The organism is Devosia enhydra, from assembly GCF_900119845.1.
In the GTDB taxonomy this organism is placed as follows: domain Bacteria; phylum Pseudomonadota; class Alphaproteobacteria; order Rhizobiales; family Devosiaceae; genus FPKU01.
In genome coordinates this window covers 175,273-197,385 of the sequence record NZ_FPKU01000003.1, presented here as the reverse complement: position 1 = coordinate 197,385, position 22,113 = coordinate 175,273, and the positions used below count along the sequence as shown (strand labels likewise).

Annotated in this window: 26 protein-coding genes; 1 reads left to right on the top strand and 25 read right to left on the bottom strand. The window is 67.0% G+C overall.

What is annotated here, in order from left to right; translation table 11 throughout:
* Positions 1–14: 14 nt before the first annotated feature.
* Positions 15–422: a hypothetical protein gene (locus BT183_RS20550; RefSeq protein ID WP_143145852.1), complete on the top strand. Its 408-nt coding sequence runs from the start codon at positions 15–17 to the stop codon at positions 420–422.
* A gap of 22 nt (positions 423–444) precedes the next feature.
* Here BT183_RS20550 and BT183_RS15720 read toward each other — a convergent pair whose 3' ends face one another.
* The 25 genes from BT183_RS15720 to BT183_RS15605 all read right to left on the bottom strand — a co-directional run bounded on the left by BT183_RS15720 (position 445) and on the right by BT183_RS15605 (position 22,106).
* Complete coding sequence (locus BT183_RS15720) at positions 445–756, bottom strand: hypothetical protein (RefSeq protein WP_072345285.1); 312 nt, start codon at positions 754–756, stop codon at positions 445–447.
* A complete protein-coding gene (locus tag BT183_RS15715) occupies positions 756–1,493 on the bottom strand; it encodes a hypothetical protein (RefSeq protein WP_143145851.1) in 738 nt (245 codons plus the stop codon). Before BT183_RS15715 ends, BT183_RS15720 begins: the two co-directional genes overlap by 1 nt.
* 77 nt (positions 1,494–1,570) lie before the next feature.
* Positions 1,571–1,858: a spike base protein, RCAP_Rcc01079 family gene (locus tag BT183_RS15710; protein ID WP_072345281.1), complete on the bottom strand. Its 288-nt coding sequence runs from the start codon at positions 1,856–1,858 to the stop codon at positions 1,571–1,573.
* A 40-nt stretch (positions 1,859–1,898) separates the two neighbouring features.
* Complete coding sequence (locus tag BT183_RS15705) at positions 1,899–3,689, bottom strand: hypothetical protein (protein ID WP_143145850.1); 1,791 nt, start codon at positions 3,687–3,689, stop codon at positions 1,899–1,901.
* Entirely contained in the window at positions 3,686–6,757 is a 3,072-nt protein-coding gene (locus tag BT183_RS15700; protein ID WP_072345276.1) for a phage tail protein, read from the bottom strand. The genes BT183_RS15705 and BT183_RS15700 overlap by 4 nt, the downstream gene beginning before the upstream one ends.
* Entirely contained in the window at positions 6,750–7,187 is a 438-nt protein-coding gene (locus tag BT183_RS20825) for an NlpC/P60 family protein (protein WP_072345274.1), read from the bottom strand. The genes BT183_RS15700 and BT183_RS20825 overlap by 8 nt, the downstream gene beginning before the upstream one ends.
* Positions 7,177–7,632, bottom strand: a complete 456-nt coding sequence (locus BT183_RS20820) for a hypothetical protein (RefSeq protein ID WP_072345272.1) — start codon at positions 7,630–7,632, stop codon at positions 7,177–7,179. Before BT183_RS20820 ends, BT183_RS20825 begins: the two co-directional genes overlap by 11 nt.
* Position 7,633: 1 nt before the next feature.
* Positions 7,634–7,990, bottom strand: coding sequence for a hypothetical protein (locus BT183_RS15685; protein WP_072345270.1), 357 nt, complete (start codon positions 7,988–7,990; stop codon positions 7,634–7,636).
* The gene (locus BT183_RS15680; protein WP_072345268.1) at positions 7,987–10,029 is read right to left on the bottom strand and encodes a phage tail length tape measure family protein; all 2,043 of its coding nucleotides are present in this window, start codon (positions 10,027–10,029) and stop codon (positions 7,987–7,989) included. The genes BT183_RS15685 and BT183_RS15680 overlap by 4 nt, the downstream gene beginning before the upstream one ends.
* Positions 10,026–10,478, bottom strand: coding sequence for a DUF1799 domain-containing protein (locus tag BT183_RS20295; protein ID WP_177282587.1), 453 nt, complete (start codon positions 10,476–10,478; stop codon positions 10,026–10,028). Before BT183_RS20295 ends, BT183_RS15680 begins: the two co-directional genes overlap by 4 nt.
* Complete coding sequence (locus tag BT183_RS15670; protein WP_072345266.1) at positions 10,415–10,714, bottom strand: hypothetical protein; 300 nt, start codon at positions 10,712–10,714, stop codon at positions 10,415–10,417. The genes BT183_RS20295 and BT183_RS15670 overlap by 64 nt, the downstream gene beginning before the upstream one ends.
* 93 nt (positions 10,715–10,807) lie before the next feature.
* Positions 10,808–11,740, bottom strand: coding sequence for a hypothetical protein (locus BT183_RS15665; protein ID WP_072345264.1), 933 nt, complete (start codon positions 11,738–11,740; stop codon positions 10,808–10,810).
* 155 nt (positions 11,741–11,895) lie between these two features.
* Entirely contained in the window at positions 11,896–12,330 is a 435-nt protein-coding gene (locus BT183_RS15660) for a phage tail terminator protein (RefSeq protein ID WP_084603604.1), read from the bottom strand.
* Positions 12,323–12,829, bottom strand: coding sequence for a phage virion morphogenesis protein (locus BT183_RS15655; protein ID WP_072345260.1), 507 nt, complete (start codon positions 12,827–12,829; stop codon positions 12,323–12,325). Before BT183_RS15655 ends, BT183_RS15660 begins: the two co-directional genes overlap by 8 nt.
* Complete coding sequence (locus BT183_RS15650; protein WP_072345258.1) at positions 12,829–13,257, bottom strand: gp436 family protein; 429 nt, start codon at positions 13,255–13,257, stop codon at positions 12,829–12,831. Before BT183_RS15650 ends, BT183_RS15655 begins: the two co-directional genes overlap by 1 nt.
* Before the next feature lie 9 nt (positions 13,258–13,266).
* Positions 13,267–14,013 carry a helix-hairpin-helix domain-containing protein gene (locus BT183_RS15645; protein WP_072345256.1) on the bottom strand — a complete coding sequence of 249 codons (747 nt, stop codon included), beginning with the start codon at positions 14,011–14,013 and terminating at the stop codon, positions 13,267–13,269.
* 101 nt (positions 14,014–14,114) lie between these two features.
* On the bottom strand, positions 14,115–14,441 hold the full coding sequence (locus BT183_RS15640; RefSeq protein ID WP_072345254.1) for a hypothetical protein: 327 nt from the start codon (positions 14,439–14,441) through the stop codon (positions 14,115–14,117).
* A 104-nt stretch (positions 14,442–14,545) separates the two neighbouring features.
* Positions 14,546–15,439: a Mu-like prophage major head subunit gpT family protein gene (locus tag BT183_RS15635; RefSeq protein WP_072345252.1), complete on the bottom strand. Its 894-nt coding sequence runs from the start codon at positions 15,437–15,439 to the stop codon at positions 14,546–14,548.
* A 15-nt stretch (positions 15,440–15,454) separates the two neighbouring features.
* The gene (locus tag BT183_RS15630; RefSeq protein WP_072345250.1) at positions 15,455–15,907 is read right to left on the bottom strand and encodes a hypothetical protein; all 453 of its coding nucleotides are present in this window, start codon (positions 15,905–15,907) and stop codon (positions 15,455–15,457) included.
* A gap of 24 nt (positions 15,908–15,931) precedes the next feature.
* Positions 15,932–17,029 (bottom strand): phage protease, encoded by a 1,098-nt coding sequence (locus BT183_RS15625; RefSeq protein WP_084603668.1) that lies wholly within the window; start codon positions 17,027–17,029, stop codon positions 15,932–15,934.
* A 210-nt stretch (positions 17,030–17,239) separates the two neighbouring features.
* Complete coding sequence (locus tag BT183_RS15620) at positions 17,240–17,908, bottom strand: phage head morphogenesis protein (protein ID WP_072345246.1); 669 nt, start codon at positions 17,906–17,908, stop codon at positions 17,240–17,242.
* The gene (locus BT183_RS15615; protein ID WP_072345244.1) at positions 17,892–19,580 is read right to left on the bottom strand and encodes a DUF935 domain-containing protein; all 1,689 of its coding nucleotides are present in this window, start codon (positions 19,578–19,580) and stop codon (positions 17,892–17,894) included. Before BT183_RS15615 ends, BT183_RS15620 begins: the two co-directional genes overlap by 17 nt.
* On the bottom strand, positions 19,580–21,262 hold the full coding sequence (locus BT183_RS15610; protein ID WP_072345242.1) for a terminase large subunit domain-containing protein: 1,683 nt from the start codon (positions 21,260–21,262) through the stop codon (positions 19,580–19,582). The genes BT183_RS15615 and BT183_RS15610 overlap by 1 nt, the downstream gene beginning before the upstream one ends.
* Positions 21,259–21,516, bottom strand: a complete 258-nt coding sequence (locus BT183_RS20540; protein ID WP_143145847.1) for a hypothetical protein — start codon at positions 21,514–21,516, stop codon at positions 21,259–21,261. The genes BT183_RS15610 and BT183_RS20540 overlap by 4 nt, the downstream gene beginning before the upstream one ends.
* Complete coding sequence (locus BT183_RS15605; RefSeq protein ID WP_072345240.1) at positions 21,513–22,106, bottom strand: DUF3486 family protein; 594 nt, start codon at positions 22,104–22,106, stop codon at positions 21,513–21,515. Before BT183_RS15605 ends, BT183_RS20540 begins: the two co-directional genes overlap by 4 nt.
* Positions 22,107–22,113 lie beyond the last annotated feature (7 nt).

Genomic DNA, 22,113 nt, shown 5'->3' with positions numbered 1-22,113 from the left:
CAGGGAGGGCAATCATGGCGCCGAAGGGACCAATCGAAATTAGAGTTGATCTGGTGATGCCTGCGATGATCGAGGGCTCCGCCCAGGTCATAGTCAGCGAGGGCGGCACGCGGAACGTGATGCTCAAACTCAATCCAGAAACGGCGAGCGACCTTGCGACAGCCGCTTTGCAATCCCTGACAATAAACCCATATCCTCGCGCCGAAGGATCAGACCCGGAGACGGGTGAAATAGACCGACAGCTTCGAGTTGCGGCGACAGGCTGGGTAACACCCGGAACAGTGCCCATCCAGCCGGGCCATAGTGTTCTAGTGCTGCAAGTAGGCGGCGCTCTACTTCAGTTTTCGGCGCCCACCGAGGCTTGGCACGACGCCTTGGAGAAACTGATTGCTGCGGGTTCAGTTCGTGGCTCATTGAATTAGCCTAGGGTGTGAGTGCGAGGGGTTAGACCTCCGGCGCAAAGATCGTCTCTGTCTCCAGCGAGCACCATGGCAAAGTCAGAAGAAGCGCGATCATGCCCGGCGCGTAAGTCATATATTCCGGGTCATCCACAATGCGCTTGGGCGCAACGTAGGCCCCGGTCAGCGTCACTGCTTCGCCAGGATCAAAATCGGCGGCGTTGTCATTGAGATTGAGCCCGACGCCGGGAGACGAGTTGTCCACGGCGCGCGGGTTGATGGCAACATCCTCGCCATTGAACGCCATTGCGGCGATACGCTGAGCGGGAGTGAGGACAAAGAAATTCTGCATGGACATCAGACTGCTCCAACGGCGGTAAGATAGGTTTCGACGGCGTTTTTTAGGTCCGAGTGCAAGGCCCCGAGCGCTCTTCCGACGTACCCCATGCAAATCTGGTCCGCTGTGACGTTCACAGCCCCCGAGCCGGTCTTCCTGGCTAGCAGCGCAAAGGAGTTACTCGGCAATGCAACGCTGGCAATTGATAGGTTGGCCAGCAGCGATCCGTCACGATAAACTTGCACATTGGCAGCGCTGTCTCTCTGAGCAGAGAGCAGGCCGGACGTTTGCGTGTTCGCGGCGCCCCCGCCGCCGGATCCGGTGTCATTGACGGTCGGATAAAGGCGATCATCGGTAAAGCGGGGGTTGATGATGCTAAATGGGGACGAGTTTACACCCGATGACGATCCCATCGGGTTGGACGAATTGCCGGCCCGTGATGTAAGAGACCAGTACCCGAAGGATGCATCGTTCAGGGCATAAAGGCCGCCGAAGGTCGATGGGACGAGCCCAGTATCGAGATAGCTGCTGGACCCATTGCCGGTATATCCGCGGTCCGCAGCAAATGCCGGGCTATTGACCGCAGTGAGGTTGTAGGCGTTTTGTATCCAGTTTCGCCGGCCGGCTTGAGCGTCGGCGGCTGCGAGCAGCCAGAGGCCATCAAGCTTGGCCCACACGCCGGCATCGATCAGGGAGCCGACCAGCGTGTTGATCAGCACCTTGCGCTCGGGCGTCGGTGGCGTGGTGAAACGCGCCACCAGAGCCTCAGTCTCAGGCAGGTACGCTACCCCCCCGCCCTTCGCTGGGGCGAGCCCTAGCCCCATTACCAGGTTCGTCATCCGTCCACCGTCACCACGGTCGCCGTGGTCCCGGTCGCAAGCACCCGGCGCACCCGGTGGGGCGGCATATAGCCGACCGGGGCGGAGGTGACGGTGATGTTGTCGCCGTCGGCATTGCCGACCGGCAGATAGACCAGGTTGCCGGCGGCCACGACCTGGATGGCCTTGGCATAAGGGTTGAGGTCGTTGGTGTTGTGGGGGGTCACGACCCGACCAGATTTGCCGAAGCCGAGCAAAGCCGGCGCGGCGAGAGCGAAGGGGTCTTTAGATGCATCATAGGGCATTGTTGGGCCTTTCTTAGCGGAGAGAATGATCCTTGCGCGTTTACCAACTGCTCAGCGCTACACGGCGCCAGGTGTTGTTGGCGACGCAGGCGTAGAAGTAGTTCGCGTCGACTGCCCATTCGCCGGTGCTGCCCGAAGAGGTCGCCGTAGCCGGCGGACTCACTCGTGTTCCATTGCTCCCACGAAACAAGAAGGTGATGACGCAGTCGGCGCCGTTTGCAGGCAAACTGCCGGACAGTTGACTAACTGCGAGATGCGACCACCCGGACCCGCCCGTATCCAGAAAAATGATCTCCGCCAGATAGAACACCGATCCGGAAGGGTCAGAAGATTGGACGATGATGATGCCGACAGGGTCATTATCTACAAAGGCATACCCGTTGAGCAGCGCGTCAATGCTGCCGCCTCCGGCAGGCGTATTGGAGATCACAAAGCCAGCGTTTCCGCTGCTCGTGATGCGGAATTTGCCAGTGCCGGGGTTGGATACACCAGTGGAGGAATCGAAGGTGTAGCGCAGGCCGGCCCGGATGCCGGCAGGACCGGCTGGCCCGGCTGGCACGAGCAGATCCCAGTCGCTGCCGGGCGGCTCCTGGCTCGTCGCCGTGTTGGCGACATAGGAAGCGGTTCCCTTTGAAACCGCGTCGAACTGGGCATAGGCGCCGGCGCTCCACGGTCCCTGCCAGTTGAGCCCTTGCGGGCCCGGGATGCCCCGCGGCAGGGAAAAGTCGAGGACCGCAGCGCCGGGTGCGCCGCTGTCGGTCACGGCGGCCGGCTCGTCGTGATCGACCGTCGTGACGTCGCCGATCTCGATGGTACCGGCCGCGCCCCTCGGGATGCCGAAGTTGAGGACCGCCGCGCCTGAGGTGCCGCCATTGGTGACGGTGGCGGGATCGTCCGGATCAAGGGTGGTCACGGTGCCGATCGAAAGGGTGGCCGCCTGTCCCTGCGGTCCGCCTAGGGCCGAGCGCGCTTCAGTGATGACGGCAACGGCGTTGATGAGGTCGGCCGTCGTGAAATAGCCGCCGCCCTCCGACAGCCCGCCCTGACCATCGGTGCCGTTGGTCGACTGCACGCGGGTGACGAACTTGTAGGTCTTGGATGTTGCCGGCGTCACCCGGCCGCGGCCGGTCATCATGCCGGTGTGGTTGGTGGTGACGGTGCGGCTGCCCACTCCGAAAAAGGTTGTAACGAGCGCGTTGTCGGTGACGTTCCAGAGCCGGAGATCAGCCACGCCGACGCCTTCGACGACGGCGGTGAAGTCGATATCCCACGCGCCTGCCGGCAGCGTGAACTCGGGCAGCGTGCCCGAGATGCCGATGGTGTCCACCGGCTTGGTGTTGATCGAGAAGGTCTGGTCGGAGCCCGAGGTCAGCCCGCCGCCCGAGGCATTGGTGCGCTTGTTGATGAGGACGGCCGTCTTGGTGGCCGCACCGCTGACCGCTAGCCCGGCTATAGCGCGCGCCTTGCCATCGGAATGGATGCGGGCTCGCAGCGGACGGCCGCCGCGCACCTGGCCGGCAGTCAGGGCGTTGCCGTCCTCGGAGACGAGCGCGATCGCCGACAGCCCGTCGACCGCCAGCGTCATGGCGCCGGTGTTGGTGTTGGGCGGCACGAAATCGAGCGTCATGCCTTCGGTCAGCGTGGCGATCGGCACAGACCCCGCCGGCGTCGTGGCGGTCAGGGCATTGGTGCCGGTAACGGTCAGCGGCCTCGTCGCGCGGCGGTAGAGCTCCTCGAGCTCGGTGGCGACCCGCGTGCCGTACGCGTCACCCGCGATGCCTGCAGGATCTGAGGTGGTTGTCGGGCCGGAGCCCAAGGGATCGGGCATCATGCAAACACCTCGGGGGCTTCGGGGACGACGGTGACGGTGAAGAGGGGGCCGGAGGGCACGATGGATTCGACGAGGGCGCGACGGCCCAGCCGCTGACGGCGGCCCACGGTCACCATCTGGCCAGGTACGATTCGCTCGGAATGGGGCACGCTGGCGGGGGTCACCACGACGCTGTCGGTAACGCCGGCCTCGGCTGCATCGAGATCGAGGCTGACCACGACGCCGGCGTCCGGATCGGCAGGATGGGCCCGGCCCACCGCGATCGCCGCGACGTACGGATTGCCGATCGTCAGGATATTGCCCGTCTCCCAGAGGTCGGCCACATCCCAGAGCGAGCCCGTTGAAGGCTCGACATAGACCGGCTGCTCGAGCGCGATCGCCGTCACCTGGCCGGCGAGATTGCGCGTGACGCTCCGGACATAGGCCGACTGGTTGATGGCGCGCTCGTTGACGCCATGGGTCTCGTCGATCTCCGCCAGCATGTCCCAGACGGCCAGCACCAGGTCGCCCTTGCGCACAGCCTCGCCGGCGTGGTCGGTTTCGAAACGCTGGCGGGTGGCCCTGTACCGCATCAGCGCCAGGTCGTACCGGGCCCGGGCGATGGCTAGCGCTTCCGTCGGGATCTCGGGATAGCGCACGTCCTCGAGACCGCGGGCCGACGCTGCCGTCACGCCCTGGGCATAAACGAGAGTGGAGCGCTCCTGATAGTCCTCGGCCTCGTCGCGCCAGGTGATGCGGAGCGCGTCGGTGGGCAGCGGCGCCCAGGCCCGCGACAGCCCGAGATAGCGGGCGTTCATCGGCGAGAAGACGAAGACCGCATCCTCGGCCGACCGGTCCCGATCGAAATACGGTCGCCAGGAGCCGGCCATCGCAAAGCCGCCCCGGGCCGCCGATGCCAGCATCTTCTGGACGTCGTCCCAGCCGGCGCCCGCGCTCTCAAAGCTCGTGCGATACCCCTTGGCGACGCACTCGGCCGCCCAGGCGTCATAGGCGGCGGTGTCGATGGTTGCCGACAGCGGCCGGTTGGTCGACTGCCCACGCGCCAGGGCCTCCGAAAGCTTGGCGGGATTGTCGGTGGCGAGCCAGTCCTCGCTCTGCCGGTCGTGGATCACCGAGGTCGCGATCGCGGTGACCTCGCCGACCTGGACGTTGCGCCCGCGCACCGCGATCAGGGCGCAATCGGACCGGCTGAGGCCGATGGTTGGCGGCTGCCGGCGGATGACGGCCAGCTCGTTGACCGCGACCAGCCCGACATTGTTCTGCATATCGCGCGGGGCATATTTGGCGGCATGCCCCGGATGCTCGCCATAGCCGAACATGTCGGTGCAGTTCCAGCCGCCCCAGCTCCAGTGCGGCTGGGCGTAGCGCGTGAAGTTGAAGTTGGTGGAGAGGGTCACGGCGCCGGCGATCAGCCCCAGCTCGAGCGGCACGTCGTCGACCAGCCCATCGAGCCAGATGATGACGCCCTCGTCGCAAAGCTGCACGTTCTGATCGGCGAGGACAGGGATGTGCCCGTTGCCGGCCGGCATGGACGAGATGAAGTGGCTCGCGGCTACCCAGTCAGGCCGGGTCGGCGCGAGGTCGACGCCCTGGAACGGCGCCGGGGATGCCGAAGGCGTCCGGCTGAAACTGCCGGCCGAATAGGTCAGGTCATAGTCGGTGTTGGCGAGAAGCGTGCCCGAGATGGAGATCGGCGCCAGCCCATCGATCGCGATCGTGGTTGCTGCACCGCCATTGTCCTGGAGCGCACGCATGCGCCAGACGCTGCCATTGGCCGGGGCGCTCGTCAGCGTCGGGCAACCGCGCGCGACGATCGCTGTGCCCGATCCGCCCTCGACATGGAGATAGCCGGCATAATCCGAGCTGCCGGTGCCATTCGAGATGCCGTTGCCGACAAGCCCATAGCGGCCCTGGCCCGGGGTGCGGGCAAAGGCGCGGATGGCGGTCTGCGCCGCGTCGCGGATGGTCGGCGCCGGGCCCGGCGTGCCGCGCCGCAGGATGATGTCCTTGCGGTAGGCTTCGCCGGTCGCGTTGTTGGAAAACCAGATCTCGGGGAGGTTGAGCCAGCTGGTCGCCCCACGCGGCCGGATGCGCAGGCGCAGCGGCTGGTAGACCGTTGCGGCATTGTCGTTCTTCTTGGCGAGCCCCTCGGTCCATGCGAGGCGGATGCGGGCCTCGTCAAGGGCTGGCAGCGAGACCATGTCCCAGGCCGGTGAGGAGCGCTCGGGCAGGTTCTGGTCGAAGAGATCGTCGCCGGCGTTCTTGTTGATGACATACCAGGCGAGCGGCCGGCCGACGGCCTTCATGGCCCCATACTGCTGCAGCAGGGTCTGGGTCTCGAGCGGCGAGGTCCAGTCGACGGTCTGGACCGTGACGCCCTCGACCTCGGAGGCCGGAACGCCGCCGATGCGGATGTCCTCGAGCACGGTGCGTCCGGCCACGGCATAGAGCGCCTCGACCACCTCGTCGCGCCCCTGCAGGTAGCGGATCGGCTTGGTGACCTGGGGCGGCCAAAGCTTGGTGCGGCCAAAGGGCCGCGGCAGGTAGTCGCCTGCTGCCAGGACGTTCTGGCGGACGCCGGCCGAGCCCAGCGTCGTGCCGGATTGCTGAGATTGTCCCTGCACGGCCGACGGAAAGAGCGCATTGAGCCCGGCCTGGCCGAGACCCAGCACGGCAGCGGCTGCCAGGGAGGCCTCGAAGGAGCCGGCAGCGAAGAGCGTGAGCCCGCCGGCGCCGCCCAGGGCGAAGGCCGCTGCACCGCTAGTCAAGGCGATTGCGCCGGCGACGAGGAGCACGGTCAGCACCGTCCGGAGCACGCCGCCGCCGCCGGCGCCGTCACCGGCCGGCATCATGGCCACGCGCATGACCCGGATGCCGATCGGCTTGGGCCGCACCCGGGCCCAGAGGTCGCGCGGGATGGGATGCTCGTCGATGGTGACGGCCATCCGTCCCCATTCGAGCGGAGAGAAGCCGGCGGCTCTGACCAGGTCGGCGACCGACTGGCGACCGTCGCAGGCCAGCTCGAGGGAGACCGGCGCCAGGCGATCGGCAATGATCAGCTCAGCCATTGCGGGCCTCCACAGGCGACCAGGCGCTGATAATGCGCCCGCGCAGCTCGGCGAGCGGGGTGCGATGTGAGCCCGTGCGGATGCGGGAGTGCAGCACCATGGCGCCGGCGATGATGCCGACATGGTCGGGCCGGCTGCCGGCCATGGCCATCTCGACGATATCGAGATCCTCAGCCTCCCACGGCGCCACGGACCGGAAGAGCCCGTCGCCCAGGACGAGCTGGCGCGTGCCGGCATAGTGCCGGGCGATCTCGGCCGCAGCGGCCGAGGCGATCTCGGCGGGATGGGCAAGCAGGATGCCGAGCTCGCGCTCGTAGACGAGGCGCACCAGCCCCCAGCAGTCGCAGCCCGAAAAGGAGCCGCCATTGGCGACCCAGGGGATGCCGAGATAAGGCGCGTAACCGTGCTTGAAGACCCGTTCAAAAGCCATATTCGAGCCCCGGAAAGTGCTGGGCGGTTGCGCGGATGCCCGAGACCGGCTCGTCCACAGGCACGTCCTGGACGAGGCTGAAGCGGGCCGCCACCAGCGGCACCTCGGCCGAGCGGATGACGAGGCCGGGATAGGCGGCAAAGACCGTGTCCGGAGCCGAGGCCCAGACCAGCTCGAGATCGATCGGCACCGTTCGGTCCATGATCTCGACGAGGTTGGCGATGCGATTGCCGACATTGGCGATTTCGATCGCGCACTCTGCCGGCTTGCCATCGTCCTGGGGCCGGCTGATCACCAGCCCGGGCAGGTAGCTCTGCCCGCGCGAAGTGACGGCCTCCCGCTGATCGCATGCATAGGCCTTGCCGTCCGGCAGGCGGATGGTGGCGAGGAGGATCGGGTAGTCGTCGAGGATGCGGCTGCTGGCCTTGGTCGCGTCGAGCGTCATCTCAAAGCTCCCGCAGAGTGAGCTGGACCCGCCAGAGCTCGGGCGCGAGCCGCTCCTCGACCGGCGCGCCAATGACCTGGGCGGAAAAGCTATTGGCGGTCACCGGGTCCGTGAAGGTGATCGGGCGGATGCCGCCACCGAGATCGTCCTGCCAGAAGGTCTCCCAGATCTCGTACTGGGCTCGGCTCATGTCGAAGGCCCAGCGACGGGCATTCGGCTGGCTTTCGGCCTTACGGCGGGCGCGGGTAAAGCCGGAATCGGGTTCGAAGAGATGGGCGTTGAGACCGCGATCGGTACCGTAGCCGCGCCCATTGGGGCGCGCCGGCAGGCTCGCATGCCAGGCGACGGGCGCGCTCATCGGGATTTCACCGGGCGGCGGAGCCCGTTGGCCCGGAACTCATCCTTGGCGATGCCCTGCTGCACGGTGCCGATGATGACGCGCTGATAGACCTGTCCGTCATCCCCGCTGGTCTGCTCGGTGCGCACGGGCTCGCTCGAGCGGTTCTCGATGGTTTGGTTGAAGGTGAAGCCGGTACCTGCCTGGCCGGCGCCCGCCACGCGCACCCCCAGCGCGCCGTCCGGACCGCGCTGAAGCGGCAGGATGGCCTCAGGGCCGGCCTCGCCCATAAGACCGGCGCCCCGGGCGAACGGGAAAAGGGTTGGCCGATCGACGATCTGGCCGGAGTAGGCCGAGATGCCGGCGCCGGCATAGACGCCGCCCTTGGCGTTCGCGAAGATGGCCGAGCCCCAAAGACCCTTGCCCATGGTGCCACCGGTGGCGCCACCGGTCAGGCTGCCGGCAACGAGCCCCAGGAGCGCGTCGAAGATGCCATCGGCGGCGACGCCGAGGATGCGGTCGGTGATCCTGTCGAGCGCGTTGTTGGCCGCGTTGGCAAGCGCCTCCCAGGCATTCTCGCCCCGGGCGGTGCCGCCGACCAGGTCCGACAGAAAGCCCGAAAAGGCGCTGCGATAGCTGTCGAGGTCTTCGGTGGCGCGGCGCTGAGCTTCGGTGGCGAATTCAAAGCCCTGGGCAGCCAGCGCCTGGGCATCGGCGATCCCGGCGATCGTGCCGGCTAGTTCTTGGTCGACCGCGATGCCGGCGCGCTTTGCTGCGGTCAGCAGTTCGAATTCGACGCGGGCCCGTTCGGTCTCGTATGTCGACAGCCCGAGCGCGTCTGTCTGCATGCGGATGAGGTCGGTCTGCTCCCGGGTCGTTTCGAGCTGGCGCCGGAAGCCCTCGGCGGCGGATTGTGCCTGAGCAGCTGATCGGCGTTGCTCCGCCAGGCGCTCCTGGGCCGCCTGAGCCGCCAGTGCCGCATCCCGAAGCCGCTCCAATTCCTCAACGGCTGGGCCGGTGGCGACGCCCGTCCCAATAGCCTCGTCGAAGGCTGCCTGGATCCGCTCACCCGCAGACCGCACGTCCGGGGTGAGGGAGACGAGCCGATCACGCGCGGCCGTAAACTTCTCGACGCCGGCATCGAGGCGAAACTGGAGGTCGGTGTCTTGGCCAAGTGCGGCAAGAGCATGGGAAAGGCCGACGAGGCCCTGCTCGAACATAGCGACCTGGCGGGCGCCATCCTGAAGCGGCTCGATCAGTTGCGACCGGATCGCCCAGCCTAAGATCCCAAGATCGCTGCGGTTGAGCCGCACCAGCCCCGTGTAAAGCTCATCCGCTCCGATCACGCCCTGATTGAAGGCGACCAGAAGCTGCCCGACCTGCCGGTCGACCGGTGCTACCATGCCGGCCAGCACGGGCCCCTCGAGAGCCGCCTTTTCCCGAAACGCGTCCGCTTTTTTCCCGAGCTCGTCGAGATTGGCTGACAGGTCGACGATGACTGAATCGCGCGGCAGTCTCCCAGCTGCCGAAAAGAAGTCATCAGCGGCTTTGCCCGCAGCGTCGTAGCCCTGCAACAAGTCCTCGAGGGCCGCAGATTGCCGGCCCAGCACCTCATTGGCGCTCTCGGCCTGCGGGATCAGTCCTCCTAGCCACTGGATCGCCAACCCGCCGAGGCCGATGATCGCAATCGTGGCCAGCGAAACAGGATTGATCAGGGACGTAAAGGCGGCGCCAACGGCTCCAACAGCGCCGGCCACGCCGCGATTGCCGAGCACCTGGTTGATCTGGGTGCCTTGCTGGATTGCCACCAGGAACGGCGAGGTGCCGCCGGCGAGCTGGACACCGATGTCGTTCAGCTGAGCGGCGAGGTTGCCGGTTTCCAGCCCGGTGTTGCGTACCGATTGGGCCGCGCGATCGGCCGCAGGCGAAATGGTGTCCAGCGCGCCGCCGGCGCTGGCGGCCTCCTGCTTGAAGCGCCGGACATCATTGGCGGCCTCGCCGAGTGCGCGCTTGGCGCCGGAGGCATCGCCTGAAAGGACGAGCGCGACATTGAGCGTCATGGCCTGCCCCCGTTGAGCGCATTGCGCGCGCCCATGGCAATCGTCGCCATGGCCGACCAGTCGCTCGCGCTCATCTCGAACTCCATCCCATCGAGCAGAGCTTTCGCCCCGCCATAGTCGAGGCTGTGCCACACCGTGCGGGACTGGCCACCCCGGACCTCCACCCCGATCCGCCACTGATCGGCGATGACGCAGAAGGCGGTTGCCGCATGCACATGCTGCGGCCAGAGCCCGTCCTCGGCCTCGCGACCGGTCAGCTTGCGCGTGAGGGCTGCAAGCTGCGCCTCCGAGGCGCCAAAGCGACGTGCGTCGGCGACAGCCTCCGGCTCGCTCTGGGCATCATCGACAAACAGGCCACCCGTCGCCCAGGCACGGCCGGCCCAGATCAGTTTCCCCGCGCGGCCTTGGGCAGTGCCCGGAAATAGGCCTCGGCCAGTGCCAGCCGGCACCAGGAGCGATCGAGCAGCAGCTCGCGGGCGTCCTCGAAGCTGATGGGCTCACCGTCGTTCTTCACGTCGTAGAAGCCGATGACGACCTTGCGCAGGAAGTCCTTGCTGCCAGCGGCCGTGGAGAGGTCGAACTCGGCGACCTCGCCGTCAGGCAGCGCCAGGAAGGTGACGTCGCAGCTCTGGTCGCCAATGGCGACCGTCTCGTAAAAGTGCGCAATCGCCGCCACGTTGAACATGATTTAAAGCCCTTTTGTTCGCTTGGTTGGAGAGCCGCCCCGCCGCTGCAGCCGCCCCTCTTGTTCGTGCCTGTCGGCGGGCGCGTGCGGGTATCAGGTGAGGGTGAGCGCCCACTGGTCGTTGCCACTTGCGGGCAACGGCACGAAGGTCAGCGGCCACTCAGCCACATTCTGCTCGTTGGCGAGCCCTGCCGGCCGCTGCACCTGCGCCTCGTCGATCTCGAGGGTGACGATGCGGCCGGCCACCGTGCCATGTGCCACGACGATCGGCACGCGCTCCTGGTCAGCAGCCTTGGCGAACGGGTTCCAGGTCGAGAGCGGGACGGCCTCGACCTGAGTGGAAAAGAGCTCGTTGCGGTCAGGGATGATGATGCTTTCCGAACCCACGAGGAATCGGGTCTGCACGTCGTTGCGCAGGTCGAGCGAGAAGCGCCGCATCACGAGGCTCACCCCGTCGATCGTGAAGGTCGGGGTGTTGATGTCGGTCACAAGGTCGGGCTTGAGGAAGGCGTCGAAATCGGGCGACGGCCGCGAGACTTCGCTGGGCTGGCTGAACAGCCCGGTCAGGGTGACGTCAACGACGGGCACGCCCTGGGCTTCTCCGGAGATCACGGCAGTTCCTCGGCTGCCCTTCATCACGAAGCGGGTGCCGCCGATCCAGAAGTGGATGGTCACCGACTCGTGCCCCGTGGTGATGGGCGCATAGGTGACGGACGTGTCGGCGACGACCGTCTGGGCCACGCCACAGGCCCTGAGGATCGGGCCCCATGCCGGCGCCACGCCAGCATCGCCCGAGGGCACAAGCTCGACGCGAAACTGCAGGCGGGTGAAGAGCCCGGCCGGGATGGTGGCGTGCGCCGCAAGATAGGGCAGCTCGAGCTCGCGCGAAACGTCCTGGCCCTCCATCGGGGTCAGCTGGACGTTGATCGCGAGGATGGCGTTATCGCCGCCAGTCGGCGCGGAATCGGTCCCGTAGGTGCCTTCGATCTTGGCGAGCAGGATCTTCGACTTCCAGAAGATGGGCATGGCTTACTCCTTGTCCGCAGGCTTCGGGGGAGGCGCGTCGGCCCGGGTGTGGGTGCCGGTGGCCGGGTCATAGATCCAGCTGCCCCCCTCGGGGGGCGGCGGCGGACGCGACGGGCGAGCGGCGCGCTTGGGAGCGGGTTGGGGCTTTCTGGCCATCAGGATCTCCGGAACTGGCGCTGCAGGGCAAAGTCGAGCTGGTAGATGGCAAGGCCGGCCTCGGCCGAGACGATCTGGCCGCGCACGAGACGGAAGACGCCGGGATAGTCCGGGCCGGGGTCGGCGCCATTGACGGCGGCCAGCACGGCTTCGACGAGACCGTCGAGGCGTGGGCGCGCCTTGGCGCCGGTGACGTCGCCGGCCGAACGCACCACGAGGAGCACGGCCACCTGCTCGTCGAGCATCTGGGTAAAGACGCCGGCGCCGGCGTCGCCGGAGCTGGTCGGCACAAGTCCGAGGGGCACGATGAATGCGTGCTGCGGGCCCTGTGGCAGGGCGCCCTGGCGCACGAGCTCGGCGAGGACGAGCGCATCGGAAACGCGACCCTCCAGCCCGTCCACCGTCTCAACGAGGGCCTTGAGCTGTTCAAACACCAGCGGTCTCCTGGAGCGATGTCAGCACGAACTGCACGGCGATCTGCGCGATCATGGTCTGGTCATCCTGGTCGAGCCCGAGGAAGGCGCGGCGCGGGATGGTCACCGACTTGCGCGTGACCCAGCCGATGCCGGGAATCCGGAAGCGCAGAGCAGCCGCTCGCACCGGTCGAATGACGGCGCCGAACTGGTGGACGGCCGCATAGATCACATTGGTGCCGACGGCGACGCGATCCGACGCCGGCTCCCAGGTGATCGAGTTGCGCAGGCGCGCGCTGTCGGTGAGGGTCTTGCCGCCCGAGACCAGGGCGCGGATGGAGCTCGGCCACGGGCTGCCGTCAGGCGCGCGTTCGGTTGCGAAGCGCTGCTGGGTCGATACGGTCAGGCTGCGGCCGATCTCGTCGTAAAGCGGGCGGGCATCCTCGAGCCGTGCAGCGGCCCGGCGCAGTGCCGCGCTCGCGGCGTCGGCGGCGGGGACGGTGATCTCGATCCGGGCCATCAGATGTAGCCCTTCATGGTGTCCGACGTCATCGGCCGATGCGGCTCGTTGACCAGCAGGCCTTCGCCTGGCGATGAAGCGGGCTCGATGCCGGCGACGTTGAGCTTGACGGTGCCAGACGAGATCTCGCGCAGGAGCTTCAGGGCATCGTCGTAATCCTTGCGGATCTTCTCGGGCGCCACGCTCCCATGCGCGAAATAGATGGTCACCCGCAGGGCGACGTCGGCGAGGAGAGCCGGCACCTCGGCAAGGGGCAGCTGGTACCGGCCGAACAAATAGCCGTCGATCAGCGCGGCTGCGTCGGCGATCGCGCGCGCGAACAGGTCGCTATCGGGCTCTTCGGGCGCGGTGTCGCCACGGTCGGACAGCTGGATCAGCATGCCCTGACCGTAGCGATCGATCAGCTGCTGGAGTGTGCAATAGGCCATCGTCCCGGCTCAGGAGACGGTGAGGGCTGCGTCGGACCTGAGCGTGAGGAGCTGCTCGGCGGTAACGCGAACCTTGCGGGGATCGGCGCCGAATTGAAGACCCGCGCGCCACCGACCTGCGGCCGGACCAGTTACCGTTACGAGGAGAAGCTCGCCGGACCCTTGCACAGCATTGTCAGGCACCCCGATCCCTAGGCCGAGGTCGATGGAGGCGATAGCTTCGCCATAGCGCTGATCTGCTTCCTGCATGAAGGCCAACGCCGCCTGGAGCGTCACGCGCTGCGCGATCAGGTCATCGCGGATCGAAGCGGCATTGGCGCCGCTCGCGATGGCCTCGCGCGCGTCATCCAGTTCCTCCTCGAGCGCCTGGCGCAGCAGGTCGATTTCGTCGGCATGCGGCAGGCTGCCAGCGACGGGATTGAGTGCAGTTTCCATCACGAACGGCTTGAGCGGCTCGGTTTCCGCTGCTGCGATCTGGCCGTGTTCGGGCTGGGCTTGGGCGTGATTGTCCGGGACCGGCGCAGCCGGGGCTTGGGCCGGAGTATCGAAGGGGCCAGGCGTGGCCACACGCGCCCGGGCCGACATCACCCAGTGATGGTAGTCGGGGCTGCCCCGCAGGCCGCCGGCGGCATCGATCTTTTCCATCAGCGCCTGCGGCTCAAGGGCAGCGAGCTGGGCGAAGGTCGTGATGCCGATCGCGGCGAGCGCCCTCTCGGCCACGGGGCCAATGCCGTCGATGTCGGTAAGCTTGTCCATCAGGGTCTCCGGGTCTTGCGGCAGGGCTCGGCGATGAGCCCTCTCGGAAGACCCGCTGGCACCAAGGCCAGCGGGCAAGTCAGGTGAAAGGCAAAGGCGGGTTAGTCGGGCCCGCGCGGAGGGGGTTCGGCGCAGCGGGCGTGAAGCTGCACCACGGCGTGGGCGATGGCCTGGACGGGCACGGCGATAAAGCAGTGCCCAGTCTCGGCGAGGCGCTGAGGATGGCAGGCGACGGCGCCGGGGTTTTCGAACAGCACCGGGGTCATCGGGTCGATCGCGCGCAGGCACTGATCCACCGGATCGACCTGGGCAACGAATGTCGAGAGATCGTCGAGCCGCTCGGCTGACGGGCTCGGCGCCGCGATAGCCGCCGGCGTGATGAAGGCGAGAGAGGCGATGACTGCGATGGACAGAATACGACGAAGCATCGGGGTCCTTTCGGGTCTCGAGGAAGCGGCCGGAGACCGTGATTGGCCGGCCGCTTCCCGGAAACCCGCCGCCCTTGAGGGCGACGGATCGGTCCATAGATGGATCAGGCGAGCCAGGGCACGACGAGCAGCTCGGCGGTGCCCTTCCATTCGTTGGTCTCGCCACCCGAGCCGAGCTCGGAGTTGAGCAGCTTGCGCCCGGCGCTTTCGAGTGCGGGCGGTACGACAAGGAGGTTGGGCATCAGGCCCAGCGGCCGGCCATAATCGCCCTTCATGCCGCTGAGCGCGGCGCGCGCCGTGGCATAGTTGGTGGCGTTAAGGGTCTGCTTGGAGCCCCAGCAGAACTGCCAGAAGCCGAAGCCGACATTGGCCCGAGCGTCGGCGCCGTACTGGAACTCGCGGTTCGAGAACACCGTGTCGTCGGTGATCCGATCCTTGGCGACGAACTCGAAATCCTTGCGCTTCTGCAGGATGATCGGCTTCAGCGCACGGCTGGCGTCCATGAGGAACCAGGACGTGCCCGAGCCGCCGTCCGTGTTGGCGACCGTGGTGACAGCGCCGGAGGCATCGAGCACGGGATGGTCGGTGTCGAAATAATACTGGCCGTCATAGCAGTTTGTCGCGAAGCCAGCCTTGAGCAGGGCGAAGCAGAGCTCATCCCACTTGGCGCCCGTCGACTGGCCCATCTCCTGGAACATGGGGGTGTAGATGCCGAGATTGTCGGTCTCGATGTCGTCGCGATCGACACCAATGGTCAGCTCCCACGGCTTCTCGGTGATCGAGTAGTCGTGCTGGGCGAGGTTCTGGACGGCGCGCGCCCCGATCCACTCGCGGACGGAGGGCATCTTGCCCAGCCAGCCATATTTGGCGGTCTTGGTTGACGCCGGCACCGGCGTGGCGATGCGGGTGTACATGGTCGAGGCCATGCCCAGCCCGTTCTGGAACGTGGTCTTGAACCCGGCGCGGAGTGAATCGAGATTGGCGGCGTTGACGAGCATCGATGATGTCCTGGATTAGGCCGGGCTGGCGAGGCCGGCGAGATGGGAGACGAGCATGGCCTCGTCAAAGCGGACCCAGACGCCCTGCGCATCGACGCTGTCGATGAAGCCGGCGGCGGAGCGGGTGCCGCCGCCATCCGTCTTGGCGACGGTCTGGTCGTCGACCACGAAGCAGACGTCGCCGATCTCGGCGATGGTGATCGCGTCGCTCGAGGCCGAGTTTCCGAAACGGTAGGTGCCCGGCCGGTACTTCAACGGCTCGTCACCAGCGCTTGCGCCGCCGGTCTTGCGCTCTTCGGCCCGGCCAACCCCGACAAGGCCGGTCGCGGCCTGACCCTTGGTGAGGAAGCCGGAGGCGTTGCGCATGACGATGGCGCCGGCATAAACGAGGACGGTGGCGGCAAGTCCGCCCTGGCGGATATCGCCCTCGGCGCGGGGCGTGTTGCGGTCAGCAGATAGGGCGGCCATTGCGGCGGGCTCCTGGTGTTGCGGTTAAAGGTGCGCTTCAGCCGCTTCCCGCTCCTTGCGGAGGGTCTCGGCATAGGCTTTGGGGTCGACGCCCAGAAGGCGCGCGGCCGTGAGCTGGGAGGCGTTGAGCGAGATTTCGCCGTCACGCGGAGGCGGCGTGGTTACGGTGTCGGAGGGCCCGAGCGTCGGCATGGCGCCGATCAGCTCCTCGGTGCCCTTGGGGTCGGCCATGTGCATGGTGATGTAGCGCTCGCGCATCGGCTTGATCCCGACACGACGGGCGAGGATCGCGGCGTCCACATAGGCCTCGGCCTTTTCGCGCGCGGTGTTGCCCTGCAGCTGCTGGAGCTGGGTCGCGACATCGCGCAGCTCGGACTGCAGAGCCGTGATCGTCTCACTGTCAGACCCAGCGGACAGGCGCTGCACCGCGCCGATGATCGTCTCGACGGTGTGCTGGCCCGCCGGCAGCCCCGCCGCCTGGGCAATCGGCGAAAGCTGCGCATGCAGCGCCACCTGCTGCCCCTGATGGAGGCTGATGACGGCCGTGACGATGGCGTCCTCGGAGGTCGTGTCGGCGAGCTCGAGGGCGGCGCGAAGGCGCGCAAGCAGATCCATGCTGGTCTCCTGATGCAGGGCGGTCAGCCCCTTGATGTTTGGTCGGTTGACGAGGCTGGCGCGGCGGATGGCGATCACGCGGCCGGTGCGATCGTGCTCGACAGCTGGCGAGATGCCGCGATAGGCGCGGCCGGCGACAAGCACCCGGCCGGCATCGGTCCATTCGACCTGGCCCCAGATGCCGTCGGCCCGCGCCTGCAGGCTGGTGACCCAGCCCATGGCGGGAGCAGGCAGGCCCTGGGGCGCGGCAAGATCGGTGGAGTGATTTTCGTCGATGACGAGGCGATCGCCGGCGGTCAGCGATGCTGCAATGACCGCCCCGGCATCGGCGACGCGATAAGGCCCGCGGCCGTCACCGGTGCGGATATCGCCGGCCGGAAGCAGGTGCACCCAGTCCGGCGCATCGCCGGCCACCATGTCGAGCGCGGCGCACAGTGCCAGGCTCGTGCCCGGCTGGGCGGCATGGAGGGAAAGCATAAGTTCGGGGCTTGCGGGGCGTGTCGTCATGGGCGACAACATCCCCGATCGCCCAACGCGAATAACCCCCGAAAGCTTTCGGGGGGAATGAGGCCTCTGGGCCGAGCGTCACGGGGCTCGGCCCACCTCCTCAGCCATCGGTGTTAAACGGGGTTTAAAGGGGGCAGCAGCCCCAAGGCGGCCCGGTCGGGCACTTGCCCCCGCAAACACTATCAGCCCGCTCCTGACGCATCTGTGCGATCATGCGCGCTCCATCAGGTTGAGCCCGGTGATCCCGACATTGCCACTCCAGCCCGCATCGGGCGGAATGAGGAGGCGGGGGTCGTCGTTGGGCGTGACCGTCCAGCCGTAGCGCCTGAGATCGATGTCGCGCACCAGCATGACATGGCAGCGGCAGTTGAAGCCGTTGAGCGGCCAGTGGGTGCGCCAGAAGGGGTGGTCGATCGGCAGGACGATACCGTGCCATTGCCGGTGCGTCTCCCGGACCCGGTTGTCTTCGGCGGTGACATAGCGCCCATAGAGCTGCCAGTTGGGTGCCGCTGCCTGCAGGCGCTGCGCCTGCTCCCAACGGCCCGCCGAATAGGCGCTCTGGGTGTGCAGGCGGAAGACCAGCTGACTGTGCCAGCCCGGGTCGCCAGGCGTCGACCATCCGGCTTCCGACAGGATGCGGCGATACTCGCGCCGGAAATCCTCGAGCGTGCCGCCGCTCTCGATGATCTGGAGGACTGCGGCCAGGAGGTCGCGCATGACCGCTTCGGCCATCTTGTCGGTGGCGGCCTTGGCGGCGATGCCCGAGCCGCCCCAGATCGCCCGCCACTCATCCGAGGTGATCGAAAGACGCCGGCGCAGGAACTCGATGGCTTCGGCAAACCGGACAGTGCCGGCAACCGGCTCAGGACCCAAAACCATCGATCAGATCTGAGCGGCCGGAGAGCTGAGCGAGTGTCATGGCTTGCCTCAGGGCCATGGACAGCGAGCGCGACGAGATATCGGGCGCAAGCGCGATGAGACGGCTCCGCAGATCCTCAAGGTCACGCAGCTCGGGGTCGGCCATGATCTCGCCGACGAAGCCCAGCATCCACTCCAGCGCGTCGGCGCCGGCGGCGTCCGCATCTTTCACGATCGCATCGATGCGCTCCAGGGCGCGGCGGGCATCGGCCTCATAGGGCGGGAGCTCGGAATGCAGTGTCTCACTCAGCGGCCGGTCGGGACGAGGCTGCTGGCGGGCGTTCCCGGGCGGCAGAGTTGGCGGACCAGGCGCTCTCCGTCTGCCGTCCTGGTCGTTGGGGTCTGGGCTGTCAGGCGAGCTGGTATCATCATGCGGGTCCGGCTGGGCGCTCTCCCAGGTAATGACTTCGTCGCCGGCCTCGGGCTGGGCCACGCCCAGCAGCCCATACATGTCGGCTTTTTTTACCGGCAGCTTCATGGCCCTGACATTGCGGACGATGGAATCGACGTCTTTCTGCTCGGGCCGGCCGATGCGAAGGCGCGGATAGGCAGCCTGGGGACCGAACTCCAGGTCAATCCACACCTTGACCAGGTCGCGATTGAGGTGGGCCGCAAGCTGCCGGCAGTCGGAGCGCTCGATGTCCTCCTGGACGAGGCGATGCTCCTGCGAGACCGCATGCCCCCCCGAGACCGCGTCCGTGGTCGTCGTCTGCCCGAGCACCGCCTTGGAAGCCTCGAGGTTGAGGTGGACGACGCGCTTCTCGTAGAGGTCGGAGCTGGCCGAGACATTGCCCGTCTCGACGAATTCGATCTTCATCGATTCCGGGATGATGGCCGCCATGTCGCCGGCGACGTTGGCGACGGCACGAAAGAGAGCGCTCTTGTCGGTCGCGCTGGCGCCCTGGCCGTAGCGGCCGACGCGGATCGGCTGGCCATAAGTCTGGGAGAAGATCGCCCAGTCGCGGTTTGAAAAGGCCTTGAACATCCACACCCAGGACAAAACCCTGGCCAGCCCCGAGCGGGTCGGAATGCCGGACTTGGCCGCCATGGGCGCATAGATGAACTTGCCGCCCGGCAGGGGCAGGCGCTGGCCGCCTTCTGTCATCATCTGCGGCGTGCGCAGATCCTCGAGCGCGAAGTCGAACCAGCGCGGGTCGCGCCATTCAAGGCGCCCCGGAACCCACTGGCCCTCGCTGGTGTCCCAGATGATCTCGGTGAAGCTGTAGCCCTTGTGGATGGCATCGAGCAGGTCGAAGAGCTCGGAGGCCAGCTCATCGCGCTTCAGCCATTCGCGCACGAGCTCCGCGTGCATCTTGTGGGCCGGGTCTGAAGATGCGTCCTCGACGGTGATCTCGAGCTGGCTCACCGAGCGCTTGCGGGTGCCCAGCACGCCAACGATGTGCGGGTCGCGCTCCTCGACCGTTTCGGCCAGCTCGAGGAACCGGATCGGGTTGCCGGTGTCGGCCTCGCGCAGGATCGCAGCAACGCGCTGGGGATTGAGCCCGTCGCCCGGGTAACCGGTGATGGGCGAGCGGACGCCCGATATCGACGCCGCAGCGGTCTCCTCGAGCAGGGCGCGCTTCTCGATCGGCCGGCCGCGCGCATCGACCAGGCCCTTGTAGACGTCAGCCATCAGATGCTCCCTCTCAGGGATGCGCCAAGCGGGCTCTCCCACCAATTGCGTTCGAGATCTTCGAGTTCTTCCTCGGCCGTCATCTTGAGCGCGGACCCATGACGGGCGCGCGGGTCTCCGACCGGCTGGTAGGCATATTCGGTCCAAGCCTGACGGCTGGCATAGTCGGCAAGCGCGAGGGCGATCGCATAGTCGCCGTGGCGCTTCTTGCCCTGCTCGCCCTCCCGGACGTCGGGCACCCTGGGGATACCCCGGATGACTTTGACCAGGCGCAGATCGGAGAGGTGGTCGGCATCCTTGCCAAGCGCGATCGCCGCGTCCTCGAACTTGGTCTTGAGCGGCGGCATCTCCAGCCGGTACCAGTCCTGGCTGAACTTGATCGCCCGGACGACGCCGGCCTCATTGTGGGTGGCGTCCCAGAGCCCGAAATGGCGCCCCATGTCCTCCGCAACGGTCCAACCCATGCCGGTGGCGTCGAAGGCTGCGCCGACCAGGCGGGGCGCGGCGGACAACACTTCGCGGGTGATCGCCTTCTGCTCATCGCCCGGCACGTTGCGCAGCTCGAAGCTCAAGGCCTCGCGCCGGCGCAGCGCCTTCTCGATCGCCAGGAGCGAGCCCACCGAAAGGTCAGCGACGCGCGCAAAGTCGAAGCCGAAGGCGTGCATCTCGTCCGGATCGAGCCGCTGCAGCGCCTCCGCCAGCTCATCCATGAAGGGCCGGATGAGGCTGCGCCGCTCGAGCTCGGGCAGGTGCAGATAGTTACCGGGCAGCTCGAGGCGCAGCACAGGCGCCTGCTCGGGCGTGAGCGTCATGCGCGCTTCGATCAACGGCGTTGAAAGCCAGGCGCCAGAGCCCTGGCTCGGGACGCAGAACAGCTCTTCATCGGCGCCGTCGCCATAAAAGCTGATGATGTCCTGGCGCCATTCCGCCTCTGCCTCCGGCGACCATGGCTTGCCGCGCACGAGGCAGATGCGCTCGTAAAGTCCCTGCTGCAGCGCCTCATCGAGATCGATGCGCATGTGCCGATAGGGCAGTCGTTTCCCGAGGACGTCCTGGACGAGCTCGTTGAACGGGTTCTCGGCCCCGTCATGGGTCGAGCAGACGACGACCTGGCCACCCCACATGAGGAAGGCGAGAGCGGCCTTGAGCAGCTCCTTGAGATTGTCGACGAAGGCGGCCTCGTCGATGATGACGACACCCTGCTTGCCGCGCAGGCCGCGCGGCGCCGAGGACAGCGCCAGGATCTCGAAGCCAGAGGCCAGCTGGATGCGGAAGGCCTTGATGGAGCGCGTTCCTTCCGGATCGGTCTCCTCGAAGAGGAACTCTTCGGCTTCCAGGGCGGCAAGATTGAAGGCCTTGAGCCACATGGCGCAGGCGTCGATGAACTCGCGCGTCATCTCCTGCGAATAGGAAATATACATGACGTCCATGCCGCCAGCTGACTTCTGCTTGGCAGCGCGCAGGGCAGCATAGGCCGCGAGCCCCCAGGTCAGTCCGATGCGGCGCGACTTCTCGACGACCAGCACCGAGACCCCGGCCATCAGCTCCCTGACGGCCTCGGCCTGGTAGGTGAGCAGCACCTTGGGCAGGCGGTCGACCGTCACCAGCCCGCCGCCCTCGACATGGGTCATCGAGGCGCGACGGATCTCGGCCCATTGCTCTTTGGAAAACGGCGCGCTCATGCCGCCCGCCGGACGCCACGCCGCGAGACCGCTTCGGCGAGTACCAGCTCCCAGGCGCGGGCCAGGGCGACGATCTCGGCGATGTCGGCATTGCGCCGGAGGGCGGCACGGGACCGCCGTAGCTCTCCGCGATAATGGCGCCCAACAAGCCGCAGGCACTGCCGGCACATTCCTTCAGGTGGCACGAAGAGCCCGGCGCGTGTCTTGAGCGCCGCGATGCGGATCGGGTGATGGCAGCAGGCGCATCGGCTCATCGCTCAACCCCGAGGATCTGCGAAAGGATCGCCTGTTCGGTTTCGGTGGTGAGGCCCTTGACCTTTGCCACCTTGGAGACCGCATCGGCCGCCTTGGCCGCGAAGTCGGCCTCGACCTTCTGCCGGCGCGCCGTCGACAGGCCCTGGGCCGCAACGGCATGGCGCAGCGCGTTGGCGAGCGCGGCGGCTCCCTTGGGATCGATGCTGGCTTCGCCTGCGGCCGACAGAACCTCCCAGACCAGCGTCTTGATGGCCTCGGCCGCCATGATGGTGAGATCATCGCTGGCGCCAGCATCGAAACGCCGGGCAATCGATCCGGCGATCTCTCGCACTTCCTCTAGACGCCGCGTCATCGTCGCAAGGCGGATTGAATAGCGGTTGAAGGCCGATTTTGAGGGGATCGCGAAGTCGAGCTCGCCACGATGCTCGGCCTGGAGCCGCTGCAGCTTGTCGAAGAACTCCTGGTAGATCTCAAGCTGGGTCTTGTTGCGATCGCGCAGCTCGTCGGCGGCCCAGGCAATGATGGGGTCCGCTTCGGGTGGCAGCTGCTCGATCGCGGACACCCGGCCGCGGCCCTGGCGTATCGACATCACTGTC

Bases quoted from the DNA above. Each gene is read 5' to 3' on its own strand.
- BT183_RS20550 (WP_143145852.1), top strand. From the start codon at position 15: ATGGCGCCGAAGGGACCAATCGAAATTAGAGTTGATCTGGTGATGCCT.
- BT183_RS15720 (WP_072345285.1), bottom strand. From the start codon at position 756: ATGTCCATGCAGAATTTCTTTGTCCTCACTCCCGCTCAGCGTATCGCC.
- BT183_RS15710 (WP_072345281.1), bottom strand. From the start codon at position 1,858: ATGCCCTATGATGCATCTAAAGACCCCTTCGCTCTCGCCGCGCCGGCT.
- BT183_RS15705 (WP_143145850.1), bottom strand. From the start codon at position 3,689: ATGATGCCCGATCCCTTGGGCTCCGGCCCGACAACCACCTCAGATCCT.
- BT183_RS15700 (WP_072345276.1), bottom strand. From the start codon at position 6,757: ATGGCTGAGCTGATCATTGCCGATCGCCTGGCGCCGGTCTCCCTCGAG.
- BT183_RS20825 (WP_072345274.1), bottom strand. From the start codon at position 7,187: ATGGCTTTTGAACGGGTCTTCAAGCACGGTTACGCGCCTTATCTCGGC.
- BT183_RS20820 (WP_072345272.1), bottom strand. From the start codon at position 7,632: ATGACGCTCGACGCGACCAAGGCCAGCAGCCGCATCCTCGACGACTAC.
- BT183_RS15685 (WP_072345270.1), bottom strand. From the start codon at position 7,990: ATGAGCGCGCCCGTCGCCTGGCATGCGAGCCTGCCGGCGCGCCCCAAT.
- BT183_RS15680 (WP_072345268.1), bottom strand. From the start codon at position 10,029: ATGACGCTCAATGTCGCGCTCGTCCTTTCAGGCGATGCCTCCGGCGCC.
- BT183_RS15670 (WP_072345266.1), bottom strand. From the start codon at position 10,714: ATGTTCAACGTGGCGGCGATTGCGCACTTTTACGAGACGGTCGCCATT.
- BT183_RS15665 (WP_072345264.1), bottom strand. From the start codon at position 11,740: ATGCCCATCTTCTGGAAGTCGAAGATCCTGCTCGCCAAGATCGAAGGC.
- BT183_RS15655 (WP_072345260.1), bottom strand. From the start codon at position 12,829: ATGGCCCGGATCGAGATCACCGTCCCCGCCGCCGACGCCGCGAGCGCG.
- BT183_RS15650 (WP_072345258.1), bottom strand. From the start codon at position 13,257: ATGGCCTATTGCACACTCCAGCAGCTGATCGATCGCTACGGTCAGGGC.
- BT183_RS15645 (WP_072345256.1), bottom strand. From the start codon at position 14,013: ATGGACAAGCTTACCGACATCGACGGCATTGGCCCCGTGGCCGAGAGG.
- BT183_RS15640 (WP_072345254.1), bottom strand. From the start codon at position 14,441: ATGCTTCGTCGTATTCTGTCCATCGCAGTCATCGCCTCTCTCGCCTTC.
- BT183_RS15635 (WP_072345252.1), bottom strand. From the start codon at position 15,439: ATGCTCGTCAACGCCGCCAATCTCGATTCACTCCGCGCCGGGTTCAAG.
- BT183_RS15630 (WP_072345250.1), bottom strand. From the start codon at position 15,907: ATGGCCGCCCTATCTGCTGACCGCAACACGCCCCGCGCCGAGGGCGAT.
- BT183_RS15625 (WP_084603668.1), bottom strand. From the start codon at position 17,029: ATGACGACACGCCCCGCAAGCCCCGAACTTATGCTTTCCCTCCATGCC.
- BT183_RS15620 (WP_072345246.1), bottom strand. From the start codon at position 17,908: ATGGTTTTGGGTCCTGAGCCGGTTGCCGGCACTGTCCGGTTTGCCGAA.
- BT183_RS15615 (WP_072345244.1), bottom strand. From the start codon at position 19,580: ATGGCTGACGTCTACAAGGGCCTGGTCGATGCGCGCGGCCGGCCGATC.
- BT183_RS15610 (WP_072345242.1), bottom strand. From the start codon at position 21,262: ATGAGCGCGCCGTTTTCCAAAGAGCAATGGGCCGAGATCCGTCGCGCC.
- BT183_RS20540 (WP_143145847.1), bottom strand. From the start codon at position 21,516: ATGAGCCGATGCGCCTGCTGCCATCACCCGATCCGCATCGCGGCGCTC.
- BT183_RS15605 (WP_072345240.1), bottom strand. From the start codon at position 22,106: ATGTCGATACGCCAGGGCCGCGGCCGGGTGTCCGCGATCGAGCAGCTG.